Below are 23,794 nucleotides of genomic sequence, written 5' to 3'. Positions count from 1 at the left end.
CAAGGGGGTGACGAAGCTGTGACCGTCGAAAACGCAGTCGGCCTGATCGTGGCCGTCGCCCTGCTGGGCTATCTCATCCTCGCCCTGATCTTCCCGGAGAGGTTCTGAGATCTGACATGGGTCCCGTACTCGCCGGCGTGCTCCCGCTGCTCGCGCTCATAGCCGCGCTGGCCCTCGCCTACGTCCCCCTCGGCAACTACATGGCCAGGGTCTACTCCTCCGACAAGCACTGGCGCGTCGAGAAGTGGATCTACAAGGGCATCGGCGCCGACCCGGACACCGAGATGCGCTGGCCCGCGTACCTGCGCGGCGTGCTCGCCTTCTCGGCCGTGAGCGTCCTCTTCCTCTACCTGCTCCAGCGGCTCCAGGGTCACCTGCCCGGTTCGCTCGGCTTCCAGGCCATCGACCCGGACCAGGCGTTCAAAACTCGGTCCACATCATCAAGGCCGTGAAACCGACCCAGATGGTGGCCATGGTGGCGAGGATCGCGTACCCCTGCTTCACCGAGCCGACCATGACCCCGAAGGTGCGGGTCAGCGCGAACGGGATCACCAGAATCAGAAAGATCTCGAAGAGGTTGGTGAAGGGGGTCGGGTTCTCGAACGGGCGGGCGGAGGCGGCGTTGAAGTAGCCGCCGCCGTTGGTGCCCAGCTCCTTGATGGCCTCCACCGCTTCCGCCAGGTTGGCGAAGACCACGGTCAGCCACAGCCAGGCGCGGCCGCCCGCCAGCCCGACGTGGTCCTGCTCGACGCCTCGGCGGGGCGGTCGTCGGGGCCCGCGCAGACGAGGAGGTCCGGCGCGCGAGGACCGCGCCCACGTCCATCTCCGTGAAGGTGCCGCCCCGGTAGGCCAGTTGCGCGGGGTCAACGCCACCCAGATCGTGCTGGGCGTCTCCCGCCGTAGGAGCTGGCAGTACGTCTTCGGCCCGGGCGTCGGCGCCACGGTCGCCCGTGAATCCGGACCCGACCTCGACGTCCACCTCATCACCCACGACGAGGCAGGCAAGGGGCGGGGACTCCCGGTCGCCCGCAGCGCACGCCTCGGCCGGTCCCGGCTGATCTGGGGCGGGCTGGCCGGCCTGGGCGGCCCGGTCCTGCTGACCTTGCTCCTGAACTGGTACTTCACGCCCCCGGTCCACACCTTCACCATCGCCGACCCGAAGAACATCGTCGCCATCGCGATCTTCGTCGGGGTCGCCGTGTCCGTCGCCTCGGTCGTGGACCTCGCTGCCCGCCGCACCCACCAGGCAGCGCGTCTGAGGGCCGAGTCGGAGATCCTCTCCTTCCTCGCCGGCAACGTCCTGCGCGGCGAGACCAGCCTGGAGGCGCTGCTCGACCGGGTCCGCGAGACCTTCGGCATGGAGTCGGTGGCCCTGCTGGAGCGCGACAGCGACGTGGCCCCGTGGACCTGCGCCGGCAGCGTGGGACCGCAGCCCTGCGCCGATCCCGAGGACGCGGACGTCGACGTACCGGTCGGCGACCACATGGCGCTGGCCCTGACGGGACGCGTACTGCCGGCGGAGGACCGCCGTGTCCTCGCGGCGTTCGCCGCGCAGGCGGTCGTCGTCCTGGACCGCCGGAGGCTGCTGGAGGAGGCGGACCGGGCGCGGGCGCTGGCGGAGGGCAACCGCATCCGCACCGCCCTGCTGGCCGCCGTCAGTCATGACCTGCGCACCCCCCTCGCCGGCATCAAGGCGGCGGTGACGTCCCTGCGCTCGGACGACGTCGAGTGGTCGGAGCAGGACCAGGCGGACCTGCTGGAGGCCATCGAGGAGGGCGCCGACCGACTCGACCACGTCGTCGGCAACCTCCTCGACATGTCCCGTCTCCAGACCGGCACGGTCACCCCGATCATCCGCGAGACCGACCTCGACGAGGTCGTGCCCATGGCGCTCGGAGGTGTGCCCGAGGGCGGCGTGGAACTCGACATCCCGGAGACGCTGCCCATGGTCGACGTCGACCGGGGGCTTCTGGAACGGTCCGTGGCCAACGTCGTCGAGAACGCGGTGAAATACAGTCCGGAGGACACCGCGGTGCTGGTGTCGGCGAGCGTCATCGCGGACCGGGTGGAGGTGCGGGTCGTGGACCGCGGCCCGGGGGTCCCCGACGAGGCCAAGGACCGCATCTTCGAACCCTTCCAGCGCTACGGCGACTCCCCGCGCGGCAACGGGGTCGGCCTCGGGCTCGCGGTCGCCCGCGGCTTCGCCGAGGCCATCGGCGGCACCCTGCACGCCGAGGACACGCCGGGCGGCGGCCTCACCATGGTGCTGAGCCTGCCGAGGGCGGCGAGCCACCTGCCGCCGGGGACGGAGCCGGACGTGTCCGTGACGGCGATCCCGTAGGACGGTCGAGCAGTGCACCACTCGGCGGTATGTGCCGCATGTTCACCACCGCCGCCGAACGCGGCACGATGCCCGTCCCCGCCCCCGCGAAAGCCCCCCGAACGGGTCGTGAGAGGCGCTGTGGGCAGCGTCCAGGATGTATCAGACGTCTTCGGCCGCAATAGTAAGCAGCGGCTCTGCGGACGCGAAGCCCGAGCCCGCATCGCTGGGCTCGAAACTGCGTGCGCACGACCTAGGTTCGTGCGCCCATGGTGACGTGATGAAAAGTTCCCGGCAGGCCAACCGGTTCCGCGTGTCCCGTCGTCGGCTGTTGCTCTCAGTGGTCCGATCCGTGGTGGCCGTGGTCCTGTGGGTCGTCGTCTATTACCTGATGCCGCTGGACCATGGCCTCGACATCGGTGCAGCGATCGCGCTGGTCGTATGTCTCGTGCTTTTCGCGGGCGTGGTCGTCTGGCAGATCCGGGCCGTCACGGCATCCCGGTACCCTCGGCTGCGTGCCATCGAGACGCTGTCCACCGCCGGGCCGGTCTTCCTGGTCATCTTCTCGGCAGCGTATGTGCTCCTGTCGGAGAACCAAGCCGACTCGTTCTCGGAGACGTTGGGGCGCACTGATGCCCTGTATTTCACCGTCACCGTGTTCGCGACGGTGGGTTTCGGGGACATCACCCCGGTGACCGGGACGGCACGGGTCCTGACCATGGTGCAGATGCTGGCCGACCTGATTCTGGTGGGAATGGTCGCGCGGATCCTTCTCGGCGCCGTCCGGATCGCAGAGGACGCCCGGTCGGCCGGCTCCGGAGAACCACCGGACTCTGAAGATCCGGTCGGTGGTGACGCGTAGGAGCCACCCACGTGGGCGGCGTTGAAATGCCTGTACGCGAACGGCGTGTCAGGCTCGGAACAGCGCCTCTCGCATCAGGTGGCGGAGCGTTCCAGGATCGTTGAAAGCGGCCGCTGAGACCATCGAGGAGGTCCGCATCGCGAGGAGGCGATACGCATGCCGGTCGCCAGGACTGGATCCGAGGCCGCGTCACCGCCGGACCCGCTGACGCTCCTTCGGAGCCGCGAGTACCTGGTGCTTCTGGTGATGGCCGCGCTGATCGGCGTGCCGGTGTCCGCGGCGGCGTTCGGCTTCCTCGCACTGGTCGGCGAACTGCAGCCACTGATCTACACGGATCTGCCCAAATCGTTGGGGTTCGACGGAACGCCGCCGTGGTGGCCGCTGCCTCTGCTCGCCGTCGGGGGGCTTCTTGCGGGACTGACGATCCAGTACCTGCCGGGAAAAGGCGGTCATGAGCCGACGGCCGGGTTCAAGGCCACAGGCCCACCCACCCCCATCGAGCTGCCCGGCATCTTTCTCGCCGCCCTGGCGACGCTCTGCTTCGCCGCTGTCCTCGGGCCCGAGTCCCCTCTCCTGGCACTCGGCGCCGGGCTCGCCGCCGGTGCCGTGCGGATGGTCAAACGGAACCCCCCGGAGCAGACGCTCGCGGTGTTGGGCGCGGCCGGCAGTTTCGCGGCCGTCAGCTCGCTGCTGGGATCACCGCTGCTGGGAGCGTTCCTGCTGATGGAAGCATCGGGGTTGGGCGGGCCGATGATGGCGCTGGTCCTGGTGCCCGGCCTGCTGGCCGCAGGCATCGGCGCACTCGTCTTCGTCGGACTGGGATCCTGGACCGGGCTGGGCACGTATTCGCTTGCACTGCACGACGTACCCGAAGCCATGCGCCCGACGGCGGCGGAATTCGGCTGGGCCCTGGTCATCGGACTGTCGGCCGCACTCGTGGGTTTGGGAATCCGATGGCTCGCCGTCCGGCTCAAGACGCACGTCGAGAGGCGACGGGTGCCGGCCACGGTGGTCATGGGCCTGGTCGTGGCGGGGCTGGCGATCGGCTACGCGAAAAGCACCGGCAAGGAAGCGACCGACGTGCTGTATTCGGGGCAGACGGCGCTGGATCCCTTCCTTGCTCACAGCGCCGCGTATTCGGTGGGAGCGTTGTCGCTGCTGGTGTTGTGCAAGTCTCTGGCCTATTGCGCCTCGCTCAGCAGTTTCAGGGGAGGCCCGATCTTTCCCGCGATGTTCGTGGGAGCGGCGGGTGGCATCCTGCTCTCGCATCTGCCGGGGCTGTCCCTGGTCGCGGGCTTCGCGATGGGCATCGGGGCGATGAGCGCCGCAATGCTGAGGCTTCCGCTGGTCTCCGTCCTGCTCGCCACCCTGCTGATCGGGGCGCAGGGGCTCACCGTCATGCCGCTGGTGATCGTCGCGGTCGTGGTCTCGTACGTCGCGACGGCGAAGCTGACGCCTCCTCCGCCAAAGCCCGGGGAGCAACCGGGGCCAGGCCGGCAGTAGCGGTCTTCAGCGGTCTTCACCGTGCCGGCGTTGCCCATCGCAGACGAACCCGGGCGGCCGGGCTGGCCCAGTCGTCGGGAGCGCCGCGAAGGCCAAGCCGGAGAAGGCTGGGCGGATGGCCCGCAAGGCCGCCGAGGCGGTGGCCGCCCTGGAGGAGGATGCCGCGTGATGTGTGTCCAATCCGTGCCAGGGAGCCGCACCTGAAAGGGCCGTCCCGCCGCACTGTTGTGGTGGGGCGGCCCCTGGTGCTGGCCTGGGTGCTCTCCCCGAGGGTTCGCCGCCTGCCCGACGACCGGCCCGTGCTGTTCCGGGCCGACGCGCCCGAACTGTTCGCCCTGGTGGATGAGGTGGCGCGGGCGGTCGGCACCCGTGGCGTGCACGCGATCGCCGTGGACGGGAGCATCAACGCCGGCGTCATGACGTACGGTGTGCGCGGTCGGCGGCTGCTGGTGCTGGGCATGCCGCTGTGGGAGGTCCTGACACCCGGGGAGCGGATCGCGCTGCTCGGCCACGAGCTGGCCCACTACGCCAACGGCGACACCCGCAACGGCCTGGTGGTGGGCACGGCGGTGCGGACCCTGTCCCTCTGGCATCACACCCTCCGGCCGCTTCCGCACCCGTCCGTGATCGAGATGGTTGTCAATGCTCTCTACGTGGTGCCACGCCTGCTGGTCCGGGGGTGCTGGTGCTGCTTGTCCGGCTGACGTCGCGGGCCGGGATGCGGGCCGAGTACCTCGCCGACCGGCTGGCCGCCCGCACCGCTTCCACGCAGGCGGCGGTGGGTCTCATGGACCGGTTGCTCATCACCGAGGCGCTCGGCGTCCTGCTGCGCAGCGAGGCCAGCCGTGCCGCCCTCGGCGGGGCGAGGTCCACCCGGGAGGCCACGGCCCGGGCCGACGAGCTGTGGGGGCTGCTCAGCGCGTACGCGGCATCCGTCCCGGAGCACGAGTACGAACGGCAGCGGCGCGCCGGAGCCCGGCGCGGGCACCAGGTCGACGCCACCCATCCGCCGACCCATCTGCGGCGCGCCTGCCTGCTCGTCGGGGAGCCCGTGGCGGCGGCAGTGGTGCCGCAGGCCCGCCGGACCGAGCGGATCGCCACGGAACTCGCCGCGGCCCGCACCGAGGTGGCCCGGCGCCTGCTGAGGGACGGCCTCGGAGACTGAGGCCCTCGCGGGCCCCTGCCACATCTGGGGGCCTCTCGTTCGGATCACCCGCCAGCCGCCCCTGCATCTGGCACTGCTGTGGCACGGTGACCCCTTCGTCCCGAAGCAACTTGCGCGGGGCTGCCTGCTTGGGCTGGTCCAGCTCTCACCTGCGTTGATGGTCCGCTGACGTCCGTACTCGTCCGTTGTTGTTCGTCAGCGTTGTCACGCAGTTAGACACTCAGCACGCTCCAGACACCTCCGAGACCAGGATGCCTTGGCGGCGGCTCTCATCCGCTCGGGCATGCGACTGACACGGCATGTCTGCCGAGAGGGGACCTGCTGGGCCACTGGCTCGCCAGCGCGTAGACGATCAAAGCTGACAGTAAGGTCGTTCCGGGAACGAACCGATCGACAGGGGGGCCATGTCGGGGCAACTGTTCACGTTGATAGGCGTGCTCGTCGGTGCCGCAGCGTCCTACGGGGGCGGAGCCCTCATGGAAAGGTCGCGCTGGCGTCGCCAACTCTCGACGCGATGGGATGAACGTCGTCTGGAGTCCTACCTCCGGTACGCAGACGCGATCAAGAGATTCACGTCCTTGGCGGGGCGCCTGGCTGCAGGCAAAGGGCTGTTTGATCTTCCCCAGCCGCTCGGACAGGAAGCTGGCTTGACGATGTTGGCTGACGCCGAACTGGAGCGGGGCTACGCGTTCGAGGCCGTCCTCCTCATGGGGGACGCTGAGACCATCTCGGCGGCCAGGGCGCTGCAGCGCCACGCCTGGGTGCTGGAGCAGTTCGCTCGTGATCAGCGCTCGGGAACACCGGAGGACTGGACGCGGGCTTTCAGACAGTTCCAGGAGAAACGTGACATATTCTACCTCACCGCTCGAAAGAGCTTGGGCGTAACCGCGGAGTTTCGCCTGCGGTCCGAGGACCCCGCCGCCCTGGGGACAGACCCGCGGCAGTTGTAGCAGCCGACGGAGTCGCGATGGGCAAGTGATGATCTGTCTTCTTACCCTGGGTCTTGCCGGGGATCTTGGTGACCTGGGTTTTTGCTGGTCAGGGGCGGTGGGCTCATGCGCCTGATGGTGGTCGTTGGTCGTCGTTGGCCACTGTTGAGCGCCCTCGGACGGCCCAGGGGCGGCCCAGGTTCCGCTCGTCGGTCGTCTCTCAGGGCGTCCAATCTGCCTTCAGCATGCGGACGTGTCCGCTCGCGGGGCAGGCGCGGTGGCACTTTGCAGCGTTTGGCCAGCGATACGAACGAACTCGTTGTAGGTCTCGGCTGCGGTTCTGAGGTCACTGCGATATTCGGTGCGCCAGCCGTCTAGCTCCTGCCGTCGTGCTTCCTCCTGACTTGCCGTGAGCAAGTGAGCCTGATCAGGTTCCCAGGCCACAGCATCGCTCCACGAGAACAGCGTCCCAGCAACGCTCTTGATGCGAGTCCTGAGCTCACCTCCGATGTCCTGCACTGACTGTGGCCCCCAGAGCGCCAGCTGACTTATCGCGGCTTCGAGGGCCACGACCGCGGCGCGAATGTCCTGCTTATCGGACTCACTGAGCGGTGTCACTTGCTTCAACTGCTTCGCAGCCGCCACCAAGTCCACTCCGGCCGCCACGTAGAGCTCTACGACTCGCGCGTACAGGGTCTGTCGCTGCTGCCGGACCCAGTGGGCGTGTTCGACGGCACCCTGATCCTGCACCTGCCGCAAGGCGGCCGTTGCTGCCGTCTCTGCTGCTCGCTCGCTACCGCGTGCGCTCATGAGTCCGCCACCGAAGGCTCCCACCACACCTCCGACCGCTGCAGCGGCGCCGGCGATCAATGCTGCTATCCCCTCATCCATCGCCTCATGATCCGCACTGATGGTGCTATATGCAGCAAAACGGCACGGTTGGTTGGCTGGCCGCCCACCATCAGCTTGGGAAGCTAAGGGTATCTAAGGCTGGCTCCGGGCCTGACCTGCGGCGGAGGGATGCAGACGCCTGGTGGACGGTCGACGGGTTCTCCGCTGTTCCTCGTGGTTCTCCGCACGATCTGGCACGCGTCTGGCACGAGTCATTCGTCGTCGCACCGCTCCAAGACCAGGCCTACGGAGCCTTCTTCGAGTCCATTGTTCTCCTCCAGGTGGAGATGAGCGCCGTCCGGTGTGCCGTCCTGGGCGAGTGTGAGGAGGTGGCCGGCCAGGGTCTTCAGCCCGGCTGCGTTGGCCTCGATGACGATCTCTCCGCCCAGGTTGCGGACCTCGATGCGTGAGCCTTCTTCCCACGTGAAGACTCTGGTGGTTCCGTCGGTCACCGCACTCACGTGAGTGGTCATCGACGGAGCAGCGATGGGTTCAGGGGCCATACACCAAGCATCGCGTACTCCAGGTCGGCCGCGACGGCGAGAACTGTACGGCGAGACATGGGTGATGACTTCTTCGTCCCGAACTCTCGGCTGGGAGGTCATCGGGGTCCGATGCGCTGGTCAGCCAGCCATTGGTGGCTGTTGGCGGTTGGCTGCGGTCACGAGGGTGGCTGTACTCCGCTGCTGTACCGCAGCACTCACTGCAGCCGCTCCGCCTGGTCGTACTCGGCTGCCCTGAACGTGGGCCAGTACGTGATCTGGGGCCGGGTGCGCTCGATCATTGCCAACAGAGCCTCACCATGCAGGATGCGCACACCGACCTCGGCGCCTTCTGCGCCTGCAAGATTGTCGACCACGTAGAGGTAGTAGTGCTCAGGGTTCGCCCTGGCGGCCTCCACCTGCCGGTGTTCCAGCGGCAGCGCTTCGCTGCGCGCCGTGCGGCTGAAGGCCTTCACCTCAATCAGGCGAGGCAGACTTTCCACGTCGTACGGGAGGCCCGAGGTACGGACGTCCTTCGGATCGCGGCCAGCGGCTCGTTCCAAGGCCATCACGTGCGTAATTGCGGCCTGCTCTATCTCCCTGTTCCCCACCATGCCTCCAATAGCCAGCCGACCATGGTGCCGTGAAGACCCTCATCTTGGGAAGCTGCGAGCATTTGCGGCCCGTTCGGGTGCTGACCTGGGCGAACGGTCGGGCTGCGGCGCCGGCGGGCTGGACTCCTTTCCCCGTGATTCCCCGCTGTTCCCCGCTCGATCTGGTGCGCTTGTGGTGCGGTCGGGCAACAGGCCATCGCGGGCGGCAGCGGCTTCGCGCCGTCTTCAGCCGACGACAGTCAGCCACGACGGCGGGTGCGCCGACCGACCAGGCGCTCCGGGCCGTCGCTCAAGTCGGCTGGCTCAGTGGTATGCACCCCGATGGCCCAGGTTCCATGCGACGACGTCCAAAACGCGCAGCACGCTCACATCGTCCGGGGCGCATCCCATCAGCGTCTTCCACGTATCCGGCTGCTCGTTTAGGTCGCGCGCCACGGCATCGCCGAGAAGTCGGAGGAACTGCGCCCAGGTGCGCCGGGGCGACTTCTTGATCGGATACCGAGGACCGGGTCCGCAGTAGCAGGCGTAGACCTGGGTGTCGTAGAGCGGCAGGAACAGTGGACGCTTGCGGTGCATGATCTTCATCAGAATCGTTCCGCCCACCCCACGGAGCGGGGCCGGACCGTCGAGCAGGCCGCCGATACGGCGCAATGGCTCCGTGTGCACGCCGGAGGCGACCGCATCCTGCAGCGTGAGCCTTGGTGGGATCGCTGCGAGCACTGCCTCCAGGTCCGGGCGCACAGCTTGGAGGTTCAGGACGGCATGTAGCTTCGGCGTGACGTTCAGCAGCACCGGTGCCAGCAGGTCCCCGTCGTTGAGTTCGTTCGGCCCGCTTCCGGTATCCATCCGGTCGTAGACCGGGAACGCATACGGTCTGCCCTTCGCGGCGACCGCAGCCGCCCGGTTCGCCTCAGCGTCGAAGTACTGCCATATCCACTGCGTGGCTTGGTCCAGCGCCACGCTTCGGCCGCCGACACGCACGGTCTCCCCGCTCATGTCCCTCTCCCTGTGCCGCACATGCGGCAGCGACTCGCGCAAGGGAGTGGTCGCCTCGATATGCCGCTGCTGGGCGTTGCCGTATCAGTCCTCGCCGAACCCGTACCGAATGTTCTCGTGGCCGCACGACGGACAATTGATGTACGCGTGCGAGTTGCTGCCGTCTTCATAGGGAAGATACGACGTGCCGCCCGACAACGACGACTGACACATCTCGCAACTGCTGCCACCGCCCCCGCGGTTGCTCCCATAGCCGTTGAGGTTGCCGTCTTCGATGCGGTACACGACGCCGTCAGCGCACGTCGGACACTCATAGCCTTGACCGTACGTGCCATCGCTCTTCAACGTGCTGCCGCACGATGGACACGACGGTCCTGAGCTACCGCCGATGCCGCTCAACAACTTGCCAAAGATTCCCACCGTTGCCCTCCCCTCATGCGCGCAATACGCACAGTAACGTGGCGATGTCATGAGCCGCGCGGTAAAGCGCCAGGTCGGTGGAACGGCTTTGGGGTGGCGCTGCTTTGGTGCGAGTGATCATGGCCCCGTAAGCTTGCGGCGCGTCGGGCAGTCTGTGGACCTGCGGAGTCATCCGTCAAGTGGCGACCCTCGCCCAGTTCGGCGACCTCAGCGGCTACGCACGGCAGATCCAACGCCTCGGCGGCTGCGAGCGGCGAACGCGCCCCCCGAAGCGGGCCACCCCCCTGCCTGACCCGGACACCGTCCTCGTCCTCTCGCACTGGCGCTTCGCCGGCACCGGTCTGACCGCCGCAGAGACCTGGCTCGCCACCTCGCGACGACCCGACACCCCCGACCCGGAATGAGAACCCACCCATACCTGACGAAGAGCTGCTGACGGTCCCGGACGTCATGGCCCGGCTCAAGCTCGGTCGCTCCACGGTCTACGACCTGATCCGCTCCCGGCGTCTGCCCTCGCTCACCATCGGCCGGTGCCGCCGCATCCCCGCGCGGGCCGTCCGCGAGTACATCACCAACGAACTGGAGGCAGCGGCCTGATGGCTCAGCAGCGCAAGCGGAACCCCAACGGGGCGGGCACCATCACCAAGCGCACTGATGGCCGCTTCCAGTGCGCGGTCTACGTGCTCCAGCCGGACGGCACCCGCGCCCGCAAGTTCGCCTATGGCAAGACGTGGGCTGAGTGCGACGCCAAGCGTCGGGAACTGCTCGACAAGGTGGACCAGGGCGTGCCCGTGCCCACCAAGTCGGCCAAGCTCTCCGAGTGGCTGCCGTACTGGCTGGACAACGTCATCAAGCCTCGGCGCAAGCTCAGCACCTTCGACAAGTACGAAGCGCACGTCTGCCTCTACCTCGTGCCCCTCCTCGGCGCCAAGCGGCTCGAATCCCTCGGCGTCGCCGACGTCCGCCGCTTCCTCGTCCGTCTGGAGAAGGAGACCACCGCCGCAACCGCCAAGGAGGCGAACCGAGTTCTGCGCTCGGCGCTGACCTCCGCCTGTCGTGAGGTACTCATCACGTGCAACGTCGCCAAGCTCGTCGAGCCGCCGCGCACGGACAATCTGGTTTGACCTCGACCTCGACAACCGCGTCCTCCACGTCCGCCAGCAGACCCAGCGTCGTCGCGGCGTCCTCTACGACGACGATCCCAAGAGCCGCCGCCGTCGTGTCGTCCCGCTGCCCGCGCTCTGCATTGCGCCCTTGCGCTGGCACTGGAAGCGGCAGGCAGCGTCTCGGACCAAGGCGGGGGAGACCTGGCAGGAGTTGGGCTATGTCTCCACCACCCGTACCGGCCGTCAGGTCGAGCCGCGGAACGTCTACCGCTCCTTCACCCGTGTAGCCGAGTCCGTCGGCCTCCGCGTGATCCGGCTGCACGACGCCCGGCACGGGTGCGCCACGCTGCTGACCGCTGCCGGGGTTGCTCCCCGCGTCGTGATGGAGATCCTCGGGCACAGCCAGATCAGCATCACCATGGACGTGTACACGCACGTCGTCCAGGACACCCAGCGGGAGGCCATCAGCCACATGGATCGGCTGCTCAAGAGGCGGCCGATCGTGAGTGACCGCCCTCGTTGATGTCAACGGTGGATGTCACCCACCTAGGAACGTTCCTAGGTGGGTGACGAAGGCTAGCTGGGAGCATGCTCCTAGCTGGCCTTTTCCCTTGTGCCCCCGGCAGGATTCGAACCTGCGACACCCGCTTTAGGAGAGCGGTGCTCTATCCCCTGAGCTACGAAGGCGGGGTGGATCGGTGGCAGGCCGGTGTGCGGCTGTGCCACCGTCCACAGTGTAGCGGCTGGTGTCGTCGGCGCCCGAGGGACGCTCGGCGTAGGGGTGGGGCCGGGTGGTCCGGGGTGGGATCGCGAGCCGTTCCGCTAGGGGCCGAGGGGGGCGGAGTGGTCAGCGGGCGGCCAGGATGTCCAGGTAGTGGCGGTTCTGCATGATGCCGAGGATGTTGCCGAAGGGGTCGACGACCGAGGCGCCGACGAAGCCCTCGCCGAACTCGCGGAGCGGCTCGTGGGGGGTGGCGCCCAGGTCCAGGAGGCGGGCCAGGGTGGCCTTGACGTCGTCGACGTGCCAGTAGGTGACCGCGCCGCCGGGCGTGTCGGTGTGGGCGCCCAGGTCCGTCATGAACTTGCTGTCCAGCAGGCCCAGTTCGTGCTGGTAGTCGCCGATGCGGAACTCGGCGTAGCCGGGGCGCTCGAAGTACGGCTCGATGCCGAGGAGTTCGGTGTACCAGCGCTTCGCCGCCTCCAGGTCGGCGGCGTGGAAGCGGACGGTGGTGAGGCCTCGCAGCATCGGTACTCCTTGGTCGAGCGGTGGGGGGATGGGGGGTGTGCGGTACGGGATGAGAGTAGGGGGGATATAGGTCGGGTTCTGTCCTAGATGGGGCCGGAGCGTGTCTTCGGTAGGCAAGTCGAGAAGGAAGGGTGATCGGAGCGGTCCTGTCCGTGCGGTGTTACCTCCGTAATCTTTTTGGAGGTAACAGGCTCACGACTCGCGGAGTCACGGACCCACAAGCCTCACGGGAGGGACCACCCGATGATCACCCTTGCCTCGCGTCACTACTACGAGACCCAACTGCCGCTGTCCGAGGACCCGTTGCTGATCGCGGCCCGGCTCGCGGACTCCGGTCTGCACGAGTCGTACGTCGTCTACGAGAACGGGGGGAGCTGGGCGTACGCGGGTGGGGTGCGGGCCGAGCTGACCCTCGACCGCGACGGGGCCCGGCTCGTGCAGGAGGGGCTGCCGGCGGCCGAGCTGCCGTGGAGCGCCCAGCCGCTGAAGCTGGTCTCCGAGCTGCTCGCCCAGGTCGAGGTGCCGTACTGGCGCGCCTACGGCTGGGCCGCCTTCGAGCTGTCGTACGCCAAGGACGGCGACCGCCGGCACCTCGGGGACCAGCGGCTGATGCACCTCGTCGTGCCGCGCGCCGAGGTCCGGTTCGGGGAGGGGCACGCGCTGCTGCGCGCCGCCGACCAGGAGACGCTCGACGCGCTCGTCAACACCATGATCGAACCCGCCGGGGCGGGGCAGGAGCGGCGGCCCCGGCCGCTCGACGTCCACGCCACCGACGGGACCCGCTACCGGGCCGCCGTACAGGGCGCCGTCGACGACATCAACGCCGGTGAGCTGCACAAGGTCATTCTGTCCAGGGTCGTGGAAGTGCCCGGGGAGACCGATCTGACCGCCACCTACGTCGCCGGGCGGCGCGGGAACAATCCCGCGCGGTCGTTCATGGTCAGTCTCGGCGACGTCGAGGCGATCGGCTTCAGCCCGGAGATCGTCGTCCAGGTCTCCGAGGACGGCCGTGTGGTCAGCCAGCCGCTGGCCGGGACCCGGGCGCTCACCGAGGACCTGCTGGTCAACGAGAGCCTGCGGGCCGACCTGTTCGGCTCGCCGAAGGAGGTCTACGAGCACGCCATCTCGGTCAAGGTCGGCGCGGACGAACTGGTCGACGTGTGCGTCGAGGGGTCCGTCGAGGTCCCCGAGTTCATGGCCGTACGGGAACGGGGCAGCGTGCAGCACCTCGCCTCGCGCGTCGCCGGGAGGCTGGCCCCCGGGCGTGAGGCCTGGGACGCCTTCGGTGCCGTCTTCCCCGCCGTCACCGCCTCCGGTGTGCCCAAGGCGGCGGCCTACGACTCGATCCGCCGCTACGAGACCGAGACCCGCGGGCTGTACAGCGGCGCCGTGCTCACCGTGGACCACTCCGGCGCCATGGACGCGGCCCTGGTGCTGCGCAGCGCCTACCGGCAGGGCGGCCGCACCTGGCTGCGGGCCGGCGCGGGCATCGTCGGACACTCCACGCCGGAGCGGGAGTTCGAGGAGACCTGCGAGAAGCTCGACAGCGTCGCCCGGTTCCTGGTGCCCGCGCAGCCCGGGGACGCGTGATGAGGGTCCCCGGGGACGTGCACCTGGCCGGCATCGGCAGCTGGCTGCCGGAGGCCGTCACCACCCAGGAGGCCGTGGACCGCGGCTGGTACGCCTTCGCCGACCGCGAGGGCTCCGGGATGCGGGCCGTACGGGTCGCCGGGGAGGTGCCCGCCCCGGAGATGGCCGTACGGGCGGGACGGACCGCGCTGCGCCGGGCCGCCGGCGCCGCCGGACTCACGCCGGACGACTACGGGGCCCTGCTGCACGCCGCCACCTACCACCAGGGACCCGACGGGTGGTCCGCGCCGCACTACGTGCTCCGGCACACCCTCGACCGGCCGCTCACCGCCGCCCAGATCGGGCCCGGCTGCCTCGGGATGCTCGCCGCGCTGGAACTCGCCGCGCACCGGCTGACCGCCGACCCGTCCCGGGACGCCGTGCTGATCACCTCCGCCGACAACTTCTCCGCGCCCGTGGTGGACAGGTGGAACTCCTCCAAGCTCTTCCTGCTCGCGGACGGCGGTGCGGCCGCCGTGGTCTCACGGCGGGGCGGGTTCGCCCGGCTGCTGTCCATCGGCTCCGCCTCCGCGCCCGCGCTGGAGGAGATGCACCGCGCCGGCGAGGAGCTCTTCCCGCCCGGCATCACCGTCGGCCGCTCGCTCAACTTCGAGGAACGCAACGCCCATCTGCGCCGCCGGTGGGAGCAGGGGACGGCCGCGCCCGCCGTGCACTTCGGGGACGTGGTCGCCGACACCGTCGACCGGGTCCTGGAGGAGGCCGGCACCAGCCTGGAGAAGGTGACCCGGATCTGCCACACCGGGTACGCGCGCGGCGCGCTGCACAGCATCTACCTCGCCCCGCTGGACGTCGAACCCGCGCTCGGGACCTGGGAGTTCACCCGGGACATCGGGCACGTCGGCGCCGCCGACCCGTTCATCGGCCTGGAGCACCTGTGGGCCCGGGGCGAGGTCGGACCGGGAGACCAGGTGGCGCTGCTCGCCGCCGGGCCCGGCATGGAGGTCGCCTGCGCGGTCGTGGAGATCACCGCCGGGCACCGCGAACAGACGGCGCACCCCGCCGACCGCCCCACAGCCGAGGAGGACCACCGATGATGCTCGAAGGGTGCACGCCCTGGCCCGCCGAGACCGCCGCGCGCTACCGCCGCGCCGGACTGTGGCGGGGCACCGACCTGGGCTCGCTGCCCCGCGCCTGGGCTGACGCGTACGGCTCCGCCACCGCGCTCGTCGCCGGGCGCGAGCGCCTCACCTACGCCGAGCTGGCCGACCGGGTCGACCGCAGGGCCGCCGGGTTCGTCCGCGAGGGGGTGCGGCCGGGGGACCGGATCGTGCTCCAGCTGCCCAACGTCCCGGAGTTCGTGGAGGTCGCCTTCGCGCTGTTCCGGGCCGGTGCCAAGCCGGTGTTCTCGCTCACCTCGCACCGGGCGCAGGAGGTCCGGCACCTGTGCGAGCTGTCCGGGGCGTCCGGGTACGTGGTGCCGGGCCGCTTCCGGGGCTTCGACCACGCCGGCCTCGGGCGACGGCTCGCCGCCGAACTTCCCGCGCTGCGGCGGGTGTTCGTGATGGACGGTACGGGCGTCACGGACGGCGACGACCTCGTCGTACCCCTGGAGCGGGTGACCGCCGACCCGCTGCCGCTGCCCGCCAACGACCCGTCCGACGTCGCCTTCTTCCTGCTGTCGGGCGGTACGACCGCGCTGCCGAAGCTCATTCCGCGCACCCACGACGACTACGCGTACCAGACGCGCACCGTGGCGGCGCTGGCCGGGCTCGGGCCCGGGGCGGTGTACCTGGCCGCGCTGCCCGTGGAGTTCAACTTCACCTGGGGCTGCCCCGGGGTCGTCGGGACGCTGTCGTGCGGGGGCACGGTCGTGCTCGCGCCCGATCCGACCGCAGACGACTGCTTCCGGCTGATCGAGGCCGAGCGCGTCACGCTGACCTCCGTGGTGCCCACCGTGGCACGGCTGTGGCTGGAGGAGGCCCAGTGGACGGACGCGGACCTGTCCAGCCTGCGGGTGCTGCAGATCGGCGGGGCCCGGCTCGAACCGGAGCTGGCCGCGCGGATCACGCCCGAGCTCGGCTGCCGGCTGCAGCAGGTGTTCGGGATGGCCGAGGGGCTGCTCACCATGTCCCGCCCGGACGACGACCCGCACTCGGTGCTGCACACCCAGGGCCGGCCGGTGTCGGACGCCGACGAGGTGCGGATCGTCGATCCGTCGACCGGCGCTCCGGTTCCGGCGGGGCAGGCCGGCGAACTGCTGACCCGGGGTCCGTACACCCTGCGCGGCTACTACCGGGCGCCCGAGCACAACGCCCGCGCCTTCACCGAGGACGGCTTCTACCGCACCGGTGACCTGGCCAGCCTCACCCCCGAGGGCCGGCTGGTCGTCGAGGGGCGGCTCAAGGACGTGGTCATCCGGGGCGGTGACAAGATCGCCGCCGGTGAGGTGGAGGCCCATCTCGTGGCCGTGCCCGGGGTCGCCGCCGCGGCGGTGGTGCCGGTGCCCGACGAGTTCCTCGGCGAGCGGATCTACGCCTTCCTCGTGGGCCGGGGCGAGGAGCCGCCGCCGGAGCTGAGCGTGCTCAAGGCCGCCCTGCAGGGGCGCGGGCTCGCCGACTTCAAGCTGCCGGACCGTGTCGAGTACGTCGCGGACCTGCCGCTCACACCGCTCGGAAAGATCGACAAGAAGGTCCTGTCGGCGGCCGCCGCCGACCCGGCGCGCTCCCGCGACTGGGGTACCTCCCGGGCCGACCGGGCCCCTGTCGCAGCCGCCCCGACACCGACGAGGTGAACCGCCATGACCGTACCCACCGCATCCACCACGACCACGACCGCGACAGTCTCCGGCGCGACGAGGACCGCGTCCGGCGTGACGGCGACGGCTTCCGGCGTGGGCCCCACGGCCGCCGCCGCCGCGACGGCGTCCGCCACGAGCACCGGTGTCCCGACGGCCACGAACCCGACGGCCACGAATCCGACGGCCCTGGCCCCGGCCCCGGAGACGACCGCGTCCGTGGCGAGCACGACGGCGTCCGCCGCGAGCACCGCCGTCCCGACCACCGGGAGCCTCCCAGCCGCCCAGGCCCCGGCCCCGGCTCAGGCCCAGGGCTCGGTCCAGGCCCCGGCCGCGCCCCCCTCCGCCACCCCCTCCTCCGTGGCCAACCCTTCCCGTACCCGTGCGCGGGTGCCGCGTCGTACCGTTCCGCTTTCCGTGGACGAGGTGCGGCGTGATGTGGCCACCGCGATCGGGCAGGCGCCCGAGGCGGTCGACGGGGACGTCAACCTGGTGCATCTCGGGCTCGGTTCGCTGGAGACGATGCTGCTGGTGACGCGGTGGCGCCGGCAGGGCGTGCCCGTCGACTTCGCCGCGCTGACCGCCTCCCCGACCCTGGACGCCTGGCACCGGCACCTCAACGAGGCCTGGGCCGCTCGGGACACGGCGGTGGCGTGATGGGCGCCCTGCTGATCAGAGGCGGGGTGCTCTATCCCGCCGACACCACCGACCGGGTCGTGCCGGACGGCGCGGTGCTCGCCGTGGACGGCGTGATCGTCGCCGCGGGGCCGCGCGCCGAGGTCGAGGCGGCGGTCGAGCCGCACCACCGCGAGGGCGGGCTGCGCACCATCGAGGCCCACGACCGGATGATCCTGCCCGGCTTCGTCAACGCGCACTGGCACGAGATGTTCGCGATGCGCTTCCCCTTCAAGGGGGCGCTGCGGACCGCCTCGGACCGCGACGACAAGCCCGTCTTCATGGCGCTGGGCGGTGACGTGCCGCAGATCTCCGTGGTCTTCGACGCCTTCCACGACCACGTGGACCGGCTCACCCCCGACGAGGCCCTGGCCATCGCCCGCTACTCGATGTGGACCCAGCTGCGCTCCGGCGTCACCGCTCTCGGCGACGTCGGTTCCCTCAACAAGCCGCAGGCGCTGGCCCGGGCGGCGCGGGAGCTCGGGATGCGCCTCACGGTGAGCACCTGGGCCGCCGACGCGGTCTGCGCGCCCGGCGACAGCCGGTTCCGGCGCACCCGTGACACCGACCTCGAACTCCAGCGCGTCGAGGAGCTGCTGGACGCGTGCGAGGCCGATCCGGAGGGTCTTGTCCGGGCCTGGCCGACCTCGGTCTACGGCACCAACATGAGCGACGAACTCGCGGCCGGTTTCGCGGAACTGACCGCGCGCTACGACGTGCCGTTCGCCACCCACGTGGGCGCGCTGCGCAACGAGGCCGACGTGATGCTCGCCTACTACGGGGCCACCCCGGTACGGCGGTTCGCGGAGGCCGGGCTGCTGTCGAAGCGGTTCATGGCGGTGCACTGCGGCTTCGCCGACCCGGGGGAGCGGGCGCTGCTGATCGACGCGGGCGCGCACATCAGCCACTCGCCCGCGAAGTACGGGCAGGCCGGCGAGTCCACGGTCTCCGAGACCCGGGCGATCCCCGAGTTCCGGCGGGCCGGCCTGGACGTGTCGGTGTCCACCGACGGCGCCGCCGTACCGCTGGGCGGCATGCCGGAGGCGATGCGGGCGGTGTGGCAGCTCTACAACGAGATGTACGCCGACCCCACCGAGGTGCTGCCCACCGACGCCCTGGCGATGGCCACCCGGCTGCCCGCCCGGGGTCTGGACCAGGGGGACCGGATCGGCAGCCTGGAGCCCGGCAAGCAGGCCGACCTGCTGCTCGTCCCCGCCGCCGACTGGCGCTACCTGCTCAACCCGCGCCCGCTGGAGGGCTTCCTGTCGCTCGGCGGCTCGATGGACGTGGAGACGGTGATCGTCGGGGGCCGGGTGCTCGTCGAGGACGGCCGGTCCACCGCCCTGGACGAGGACGCCCTGGAGGCGGAGTACCTGGAGGCGCTGGCCTCCTTCACGGTGCGCTGCCTGGGCGTGGACGCCGACGCGGTCGCGGCGAGCCTGCGCCGCCGTACCGAGACGGTCGACCGGCGCCGCCGGGCGGCCGCCGCACACCACACGGGATGGAGGGGACAGTCATGAGCGGCGCACACGCGGCTCTCGACGGCAGGACGGCCCTGGTCACCGGTGCCGCGGGCGGCATCGGGGCGGCGGTGGCCCGGCAGATCGCCGCCGCCGGCGCCGCCGTCGCGGTGCTCGACGCCGACCGGGCCGCTCTCGGGCCGCTGGTGAAGGAGCTGGCGGCGGACGGCGCGCGGGTGCTGGCGCTCACCGCCGACGTGCGCTCCAGCGCCGAGGTGGACGCGGCGGTGGACCGCGCGGAGTCCGAACTCGGTCCGCTGGACTGCCTGGTGAACGCGGCCGGGGTGCTGCGCACCGGTGAGGTCACCGGATACAGCGACGAGGACTGGGACTTCACCTTCGCGGTCAACGCCACCGGTGTCTTCCACGTGAGCCGGGCGGTCGTCGGCCGGATGGTGCCGCGGCGGCGCGGCGCGGTGGTGACCGTCGCCTCCAACTCGGCGGGCGTGCCCCGCTGGAACATGGCGGCCTACGCGGCGTCCAAGGCGGCGGCCACCAGCTTCACCAGGACCCTGGGCCTGGAGGTGGCCCGGTACGGCATCCGCTGCAACGTCGTCGCGCCCGGCTCCACCGAGACCCCGATGCTCACCTCGATGTACCCGGAGGGCGACTTCGCCCGGCCCTCCGTCGACGGCTCGGCCGCCACCTTCCGGGTGGGCATCCCGCTCGGCAAGCTCGCCCGGCCCGAGGACATCGCGCACGCGGTGCTCTTCCTCCTCTCCGAGCAGGCCTCCCACATCACCCTGCACGACCTCGTGGTGGACGGCGGCGCCGCGCTCGGCGCCTGAACCCCCCTTCCGGACTTTGGAGTTGACCATGGCGATCCCTCTCATCGACCCGTATCCCATGCCGGCCGAGGACGAACTCCCGCGCAACACCGCACCCTGGACGGTGGACCCGGCGCGCGCGGTGCTGCTCGTCCACGACCTGCAGAACTACTTCCTCAGCCCCTTCGGACACGGCGACCCCGACGCCGGCGGCCGGCAGCCGCTGACCGATCTCCTCGACCACACCGAGGCGCTGCGCGGGGCGTTCGCCGACGCCGGCGCCCCCGTCGTCTACACCGCCCAGCCCGGCGGCATGACCGATGAACAGCGCGGGCTGCTGAAGGACTTCTGGGGTGCCGGGATGAGCGCGGACGACGAGCACCGCGCCATCCCGGAGCGGATCGCGCCGGCGCCCGGCGACGAGGTGTTCACCAAGTGGCGGCCCAGTGCCTTCTGCCGCACCGACCTGCTGGACCTGCTGCGCCGCACCGGCCGCGACCAGCTGGTGATCTGCGGGGTGTACGCCCACGTCGGCATCCTGATGACCGCGCACGAGGGCTTCTCGCACGACATCCAGACCTTCGTGGTGGGCGACGCGATCGCGGACTTCTCGGCCGAGCGCCACCGGGAGACCCTGGACTACGTCGCCACCCGCTGCTCGGTGACCCTGCCGACGCGGGCCGTGCTGGCGGCGATGGACGGGGGGCGGTCATGACGGCCCATCCGGTCCTGGAACGCATCCTCGGTGCCGACCCGCCGCCGTTCGCCCTGCTGCACCGGCCCGACGCCACCGGGCCCGACCGGATCGACGTGCTGACCGGGCGGGTCGCCGTGCACGAACTGATCGCGGACATCCCGCTCGGCCCCGCCGGGGAGGGGGCCGGGGAGCGGCACGAGGTGCTGGCGCTGCTGCCGTACCGGCAGATCCGCGAGCGCGGGTTCGCCTGCCCGGACGACGGGGCGCCGCTGCTCGCCCTGGCCGTGGACGACCAGGCGGTGCTGCCCCTGGCGGACGTCCTGGAGCGGCTGCCCGACCTGCCGATCGACATGGACGAGGGCCGTTTCGACGCCGACGACGAGGAGTACGCGGCCCGGGTCCGCCGGGTGCTCGCCGAGGAGATCGGCCGGGGCGCCGGCGCCAACTTCGTCCTCAGGCGTACGTTCACGGCGCGCATCGAGGGCTGGTCGGCGCGGACCGCGCTGTCGTTCTTCCGCCGGTTGGCCGGCCGTGCCCCGGGCAGTCACTGGTCGTTCGTGGTGCACACCGGGGACCGCACCTTCGTGGGGGCCTCGCCGGAACGCCATGTGAGCCTGGACGCGGGCCGGATCGTCATGAACCCGATCAGCGGGACGTACCGCTATCCGCCGGGCGGCCCGGATCCGGCCGAGGTGCTCGGCTTTCTCTCCGACCCCAAGGAGGCCAACGAGCTGTACATGGTCCTCGACGAGGAGCTGAAGATGACCGGCCGGGTCTGCGACCTGGGCGGCCGGGTCACCGGGCCGTTCCTGAAGGAGATGGACCGGCTCGCCCACACCGAGTACCTCATCGAGGGGCACAGCTCCCTGGACGTACGGGAGATCCTGCGCGAGACGCTGCTGGCGCCGACCGTGACCGGGGGCCCGCTGGAGAGCGCCTGCGAGGTGATCAGCCGTCACGAGCCGGAGGGGCGCGGCCACTACGCCGGAGTCGCGGCCCTCATCGGACGGGACGCGGCGGGGCGGCGCCGGATGGACTCGGCGATCCTCATCCGCACCGCCGAGGTCGACGCGGCGGGCCGGGTGCGGATCCCGGTGGGCGCCACGCTGGTGCGTGACTCCGATCCGGCGGCCGAGGCCGCGGAGACCCGGGCCAAGGCGGCGGGGCTGATCGAGGCGTTGCGGGCGCCGGCGGGCGGGCGGCCGGGGGCGGCGGGTGAGCGGCGTACGCCGCTGTCCGCGCATCCGGCGGTGCGTGCGGCGCTGGCCGAGCGCAACCGGCCGCTGGCCGGGTTCTGGTTCCGGGACCCGCGGGAGCGGATGCGGCCGGACGCCGCGCTGTCCGGGCGCCGGGTGCTGGTGATCGACGCCGAGGACACCTTCACGCACATGGCGCGCCATCTGCTCCAGGCGCGCGGGCCGTACGTCGATGTCCGCCGCCACGACGAGGAGTTCCGGCTCGGCGACTACGACCTGGTGATCGTGGGGCCCGGGCCCGGTGACCCCCGGGACACGGCCGACCCGAAGATCGCCCGGCTGCGCGGGGTGACCACCGAGCTGCTGCGGCGCGGGATCCCGTTCCTGTCCGTCTGCCTGGGCCACCAGGTGCTCAGCACCCTGCTCGGGCTGCCGCTGGTGCGCCGGACGGTGCCCAGTCAGGGGGTGCAGCGGGTGATCGACTGCTTCGGGCGCAGTGAACCCGTCGGCTTCTACAACACGTTCGCGGCCCACAGCGCGGCCGAGCTGATCGACTGCGCCGACCGGGAGGGCCTGGTCCGGGTGTTCCGTGAGGCGGACGGAGAGGTGCACGCGCTGCGCGGGCCGGGCTTCGCCTCGGTGCAGTTCCATCCCGCGTCGGTGCTGACGCGGCGTGGTCCCGAGCTGCTCGCCGAGCTGATCGCGGACCTGCTCGGAGAGGTAACGGGACCTTATCGGGAGGCCGTTGTCCAGGACGCGATACCGGCATAGCGTTTTCAGTGGTAGCAGGGCCCGGTGCGGCGGGGCCCGGTTCAGGCCGGGCCGCCCGCCGCCCCCGTACCCCCGCGGCCGTCGTCTCCACCTGGTCTCCACCCCTCGTGGTCTCCACCTCTCTTGCCCTCTCCCGCCGCACCACCCCTGGAAGGAACCGTCCGATGCGCTTCGACAACATCTGGATCGCCGGCACCGGAGGCACCCTCGGCGAGTTCGAGCCGGTGGCCGCGGCGGTCGCCGACGGCCGGTACTCGGCCGAGGCCGCCGAGAGCACCGGCATGATCAGCTACGCGCGGGCCACCCAGGCGCCGCCCGAGATGGCGGTGACGGCGGGCCGGCAGGCCGTCAAGGACGCGGTGGAGAAGGGCGCGCGGATCGACACGGACACCGTGCTGCTGCACAGCCACGGCCACTTCCAGGGCATCGACCTGTGGCCCGCGGCCTGCTGGATCGCCCGTGAACTGCTCGGCGAGCACGTCGACTCCACGCCCACGACGGTCAACGCCTGGTCCAACGGCTCGCTCGCCGCGCTCGACGTCGCCGCCTCCACCCTCCTCGCCCGCCCGGACGTGCCGTCCGCGCTGATCACCCTCGCCGACCGCTTCGCGCCCCCCACCGACCGCTTCTACACCTCCCCCGGCATGGTCTTCGGTGACGGCGCCGCCGCCGGCGTGGTCACCCGCGACGCCGGGCGGCTGCGGCTGCGCTCCCTGGTGAGCCGCACCGACACCGTGCTGGAGGGACTCTCCCGGGGCGCCGAGCCGTTCCGCACCTCGCCCGAGGGGCAGCCCGACATGCGGCGCAGGACCCGTGAGTTCCTCGCCTCCGGCGAGGTCTCCCTGCGCGACGTGCACACCCGCGTCGCCGACTGCACGCGGCGGGTGGTCGCCCGCGCCCTGGACGAGGCGGGTGTCGGCGCCGACGGCATCGACTGGTTCCTGACCCCGTTCGTCGGCCGGACCCTGTACCGCGAGAGCTTCGTACGCCCCCTCGGCATCACCCCGCGCAACACCGTCCACGAACTCGGCCTGACCATCGGCCACCTCGGGCCCTGCGACCAGATGTACGGCCTCGACCACCTGCTGCGGAACGACCTGCTCGAGCGCGGCGACCGCATCCTCGTGATCGGCACCGGCATGGGCTTCACCTTCTCCGCGGCGGTCCTCACGGCCGACGGCGTCTGAGCGCCTGCACTCCACGCGTCCGTCCCGACGCGTCCCGCTCGAAAGCGTCCTCCTCGAAGAAAC

General features: G+C 70.8%; 22 protein-coding genes, 1 tRNA gene and 4 pseudogenes. 20 read left to right on the top strand and 7 right to left on the bottom strand.

Translation table 11 applies throughout. The annotated features are described in order from the left end of the window. The first annotated feature begins 18 nt into the window (after positions 1-18). Both kdpF and ACFY2L_RS28310 read left to right on the top strand, forming a co-directional pair. Positions 19-108, top strand: coding sequence for a K(+)-transporting ATPase subunit F (gene kdpF, locus ACFY2L_RS28315; RefSeq protein WP_390823807.1), 90 nt, complete (start codon positions 19-21; stop codon positions 106-108). 8 nt (positions 109-116) lie between these two features. Further along, a pseudogene (locus ACFY2L_RS28310) lies at positions 117-437 on the top strand (potassium-transporting ATPase subunit KdpA); the annotation flags it as partial. Here the strand turns inward: ACFY2L_RS28310 and ACFY2L_RS28305 are convergent. Beyond that, positions 424-666 (bottom strand): annotated as a pseudogene (locus ACFY2L_RS28305) (potassium-transporting ATPase subunit KdpA); the annotation flags it as partial. The pseudogenes ACFY2L_RS28310 and ACFY2L_RS28305 sit on opposite strands and share 14 nt — an antisense overlap. Before the next feature lie 187 nt (positions 667-853). Between ACFY2L_RS28305 and ACFY2L_RS28300 the strand changes: the two are divergent. From ACFY2L_RS28300 to ACFY2L_RS28275, 6 genes and pseudogenes are all read left to right on the top strand, one after another. Beyond that, positions 854-2,341: pseudogene (locus ACFY2L_RS28300) on the top strand (ATP-binding protein); the annotation flags it as partial. 259 nt (positions 2,342-2,600) lie between these two features. After that, entirely contained in the window at positions 2,601-3,182 is a 582-nt protein-coding gene (locus ACFY2L_RS28295; protein ID WP_390823806.1) for a potassium channel family protein, read from the top strand. A 156-nt stretch (positions 3,183-3,338) separates the two neighbouring features. Continuing rightward, a complete protein-coding gene (locus ACFY2L_RS28290; RefSeq protein ID WP_390823805.1) occupies positions 3,339-4,685 on the top strand; it encodes a chloride channel protein in 1,347 nt (448 codons plus the stop codon). Between the two features lie 230 nt (positions 4,686-4,915). Then, on the top strand, positions 4,916-5,389 hold the full coding sequence (locus ACFY2L_RS28285; protein WP_390823804.1) for a M48 family metallopeptidase: 474 nt from the start codon (positions 4,916-4,918) through the stop codon (positions 5,387-5,389). After that, positions 5,365-5,850, top strand: coding sequence for a hypothetical protein (locus ACFY2L_RS28280; protein ID WP_390823803.1), 486 nt, complete (start codon positions 5,365-5,367; stop codon positions 5,848-5,850). The genes ACFY2L_RS28285 and ACFY2L_RS28280 overlap by 25 nt, the downstream gene beginning before the upstream one ends. 404 nt (positions 5,851-6,254) lie before the next feature. Beyond that, positions 6,255-6,800: a hypothetical protein gene (locus ACFY2L_RS28275; RefSeq protein WP_390823802.1), complete on the top strand. Its 546-nt coding sequence runs from the start codon at positions 6,255-6,257 to the stop codon at positions 6,798-6,800. A 219-nt stretch (positions 6,801-7,019) separates the two neighbouring features. Here the strand turns inward: ACFY2L_RS28275 and ACFY2L_RS28270 are convergent, their stop codons facing one another. The 4 genes from ACFY2L_RS28270 to ACFY2L_RS28255 form a co-directional block, all read right to left on the bottom strand. Beyond that, positions 7,020-7,670: a hypothetical protein gene (locus ACFY2L_RS28270; protein WP_390823801.1), complete on the bottom strand. Its 651-nt coding sequence runs from the start codon at positions 7,668-7,670 to the stop codon at positions 7,020-7,022. 212 nt (positions 7,671-7,882) lie between these two features. Further along, on the bottom strand, positions 7,883-8,143 hold the full coding sequence (locus tag ACFY2L_RS28265; protein ID WP_390823800.1) for a hypothetical protein: 261 nt from the start codon (positions 8,141-8,143) through the stop codon (positions 7,883-7,885). A 227-nt stretch (positions 8,144-8,370) separates the two neighbouring features. Further along, positions 8,371-8,766, bottom strand: coding sequence for a DUF3883 domain-containing protein (locus tag ACFY2L_RS28260; protein ID WP_390823799.1), 396 nt, complete (start codon positions 8,764-8,766; stop codon positions 8,371-8,373). A gap of 303 nt (positions 8,767-9,069) precedes the next feature. Beyond that, positions 9,070-9,762 (bottom strand): DUF6308 family protein, encoded by a 693-nt coding sequence (locus tag ACFY2L_RS28255; RefSeq protein ID WP_390823798.1) that lies wholly within the window; start codon positions 9,760-9,762, stop codon positions 9,070-9,072. A 599-nt stretch (positions 9,763-10,361) separates the two neighbouring features. Here ACFY2L_RS28255 and ACFY2L_RS28250 point away from each other — a divergent pair. The 3 genes and pseudogenes from ACFY2L_RS28250 (at position 10,362) to ACFY2L_RS28240 (ending at position 11,811) form a co-directional block, all read left to right on the top strand. Beyond that, on the top strand, positions 10,362-10,586 hold the full coding sequence (locus ACFY2L_RS28250; protein ID WP_390823915.1) for a hypothetical protein: 225 nt from the start codon (positions 10,362-10,364) through the stop codon (positions 10,584-10,586). A gap of 10 nt (positions 10,587-10,596) precedes the next feature. Next, complete coding sequence (locus ACFY2L_RS28245) at positions 10,597-10,779, top strand: helix-turn-helix domain-containing protein (protein ID WP_362265463.1); 183 nt, start codon at positions 10,597-10,599, stop codon at positions 10,777-10,779. Further along, positions 10,779-11,811, top strand: a pseudogene (locus ACFY2L_RS28240) (tyrosine-type recombinase/integrase). The gene ACFY2L_RS28245 and the pseudogene ACFY2L_RS28240 overlap by 1 nt, the downstream one beginning before the upstream one ends. Positions 11,812-11,902: 91 nt before the next feature. Here the strand turns inward: ACFY2L_RS28240 and ACFY2L_RS28235 are convergent. Both ACFY2L_RS28235 and ACFY2L_RS28230 read right to left on the bottom strand, forming a co-directional pair. Then, a tRNA-Arg gene (locus ACFY2L_RS28235) sits at positions 11,903-11,975 on the bottom strand. A 160-nt stretch (positions 11,976-12,135) separates the two neighbouring features. After that, the gene (locus ACFY2L_RS28230; protein ID WP_390823797.1) at positions 12,136-12,534 is read right to left on the bottom strand and encodes a VOC family protein; all 399 of its coding nucleotides are present in this window, start codon (positions 12,532-12,534) and stop codon (positions 12,136-12,138) included. 243 nt (positions 12,535-12,777) lie between these two features. Here ACFY2L_RS28230 and ACFY2L_RS28225 point away from each other — a divergent pair, with 243 nt between their 5' ends. From ACFY2L_RS28225 to ACFY2L_RS28185, 9 genes are all read left to right on the top strand, one after another. After that, positions 12,778-14,124 carry a salicylate synthase gene (locus tag ACFY2L_RS28225; protein WP_390659197.1) on the top strand — a complete coding sequence of 449 codons (1,347 nt, stop codon included), beginning with the start codon at positions 12,778-12,780 and terminating at the stop codon, positions 14,122-14,124. Next, positions 14,124-15,218 (top strand): ketoacyl-ACP synthase III family protein, encoded by a 1,095-nt coding sequence (locus tag ACFY2L_RS28220; RefSeq protein ID WP_390659196.1) that lies wholly within the window; start codon positions 14,124-14,126, stop codon positions 15,216-15,218. Before ACFY2L_RS28225 ends, ACFY2L_RS28220 begins: the two co-directional genes overlap by 1 nt. After that, on the top strand, positions 15,215-16,915 hold the full coding sequence (locus ACFY2L_RS28215; protein WP_390823796.1) for a (2,3-dihydroxybenzoyl)adenylate synthase: 1,701 nt from the start codon (positions 15,215-15,217) through the stop codon (positions 16,913-16,915). Before ACFY2L_RS28220 ends, ACFY2L_RS28215 begins: the two co-directional genes overlap by 4 nt. Before the next feature lie 6 nt (positions 16,916-16,921). Beyond that, positions 16,922-17,575: a phosphopantetheine-binding protein gene (locus tag ACFY2L_RS28210; protein ID WP_390823795.1), complete on the top strand. Its 654-nt coding sequence runs from the start codon at positions 16,922-16,924 to the stop codon at positions 17,573-17,575. Further along, entirely contained in the window at positions 17,575-19,113 is a 1,539-nt protein-coding gene (locus ACFY2L_RS28205; protein ID WP_390659193.1) for an amidohydrolase family protein, read from the top strand. The genes ACFY2L_RS28210 and ACFY2L_RS28205 overlap by 1 nt, the downstream gene beginning before the upstream one ends. Further along, positions 19,110-19,901 (top strand): 2,3-dihydro-2,3-dihydroxybenzoate dehydrogenase, encoded by a 792-nt coding sequence (locus ACFY2L_RS28200; RefSeq protein ID WP_390823794.1) that lies wholly within the window; start codon positions 19,110-19,112, stop codon positions 19,899-19,901. The genes ACFY2L_RS28205 and ACFY2L_RS28200 overlap by 4 nt, the downstream gene beginning before the upstream one ends. Positions 19,902-19,929: 28 nt before the next feature. Then, positions 19,930-20,595: an isochorismatase family protein gene (locus ACFY2L_RS28195; RefSeq protein ID WP_390659191.1), complete on the top strand. Its 666-nt coding sequence runs from the start codon at positions 19,930-19,932 to the stop codon at positions 20,593-20,595. After that, complete coding sequence (locus ACFY2L_RS28190; RefSeq protein ID WP_390659190.1) at positions 20,592-22,544, top strand: anthranilate synthase family protein; 1,953 nt, start codon at positions 20,592-20,594, stop codon at positions 22,542-22,544. Before ACFY2L_RS28195 ends, ACFY2L_RS28190 begins: the two co-directional genes overlap by 4 nt. 164 nt (positions 22,545-22,708) lie before the next feature. Further along, complete coding sequence (locus ACFY2L_RS28185) at positions 22,709-23,731, top strand: ketoacyl-ACP synthase III family protein (RefSeq protein ID WP_390659189.1); 1,023 nt, start codon at positions 22,709-22,711, stop codon at positions 23,729-23,731. Positions 23,732-23,794 lie beyond the last annotated feature (63 nt).

The sequence above is a fragment of the Streptomyces sp. NPDC001381 genome, assembly GCF_042895685.1.
GTDB lineage: Bacteria > Actinomycetota > Actinomycetes > Streptomycetales > Streptomycetaceae > Streptomyces.
This window is presented reverse-complemented; position numbering and strand designations above follow the sequence as displayed.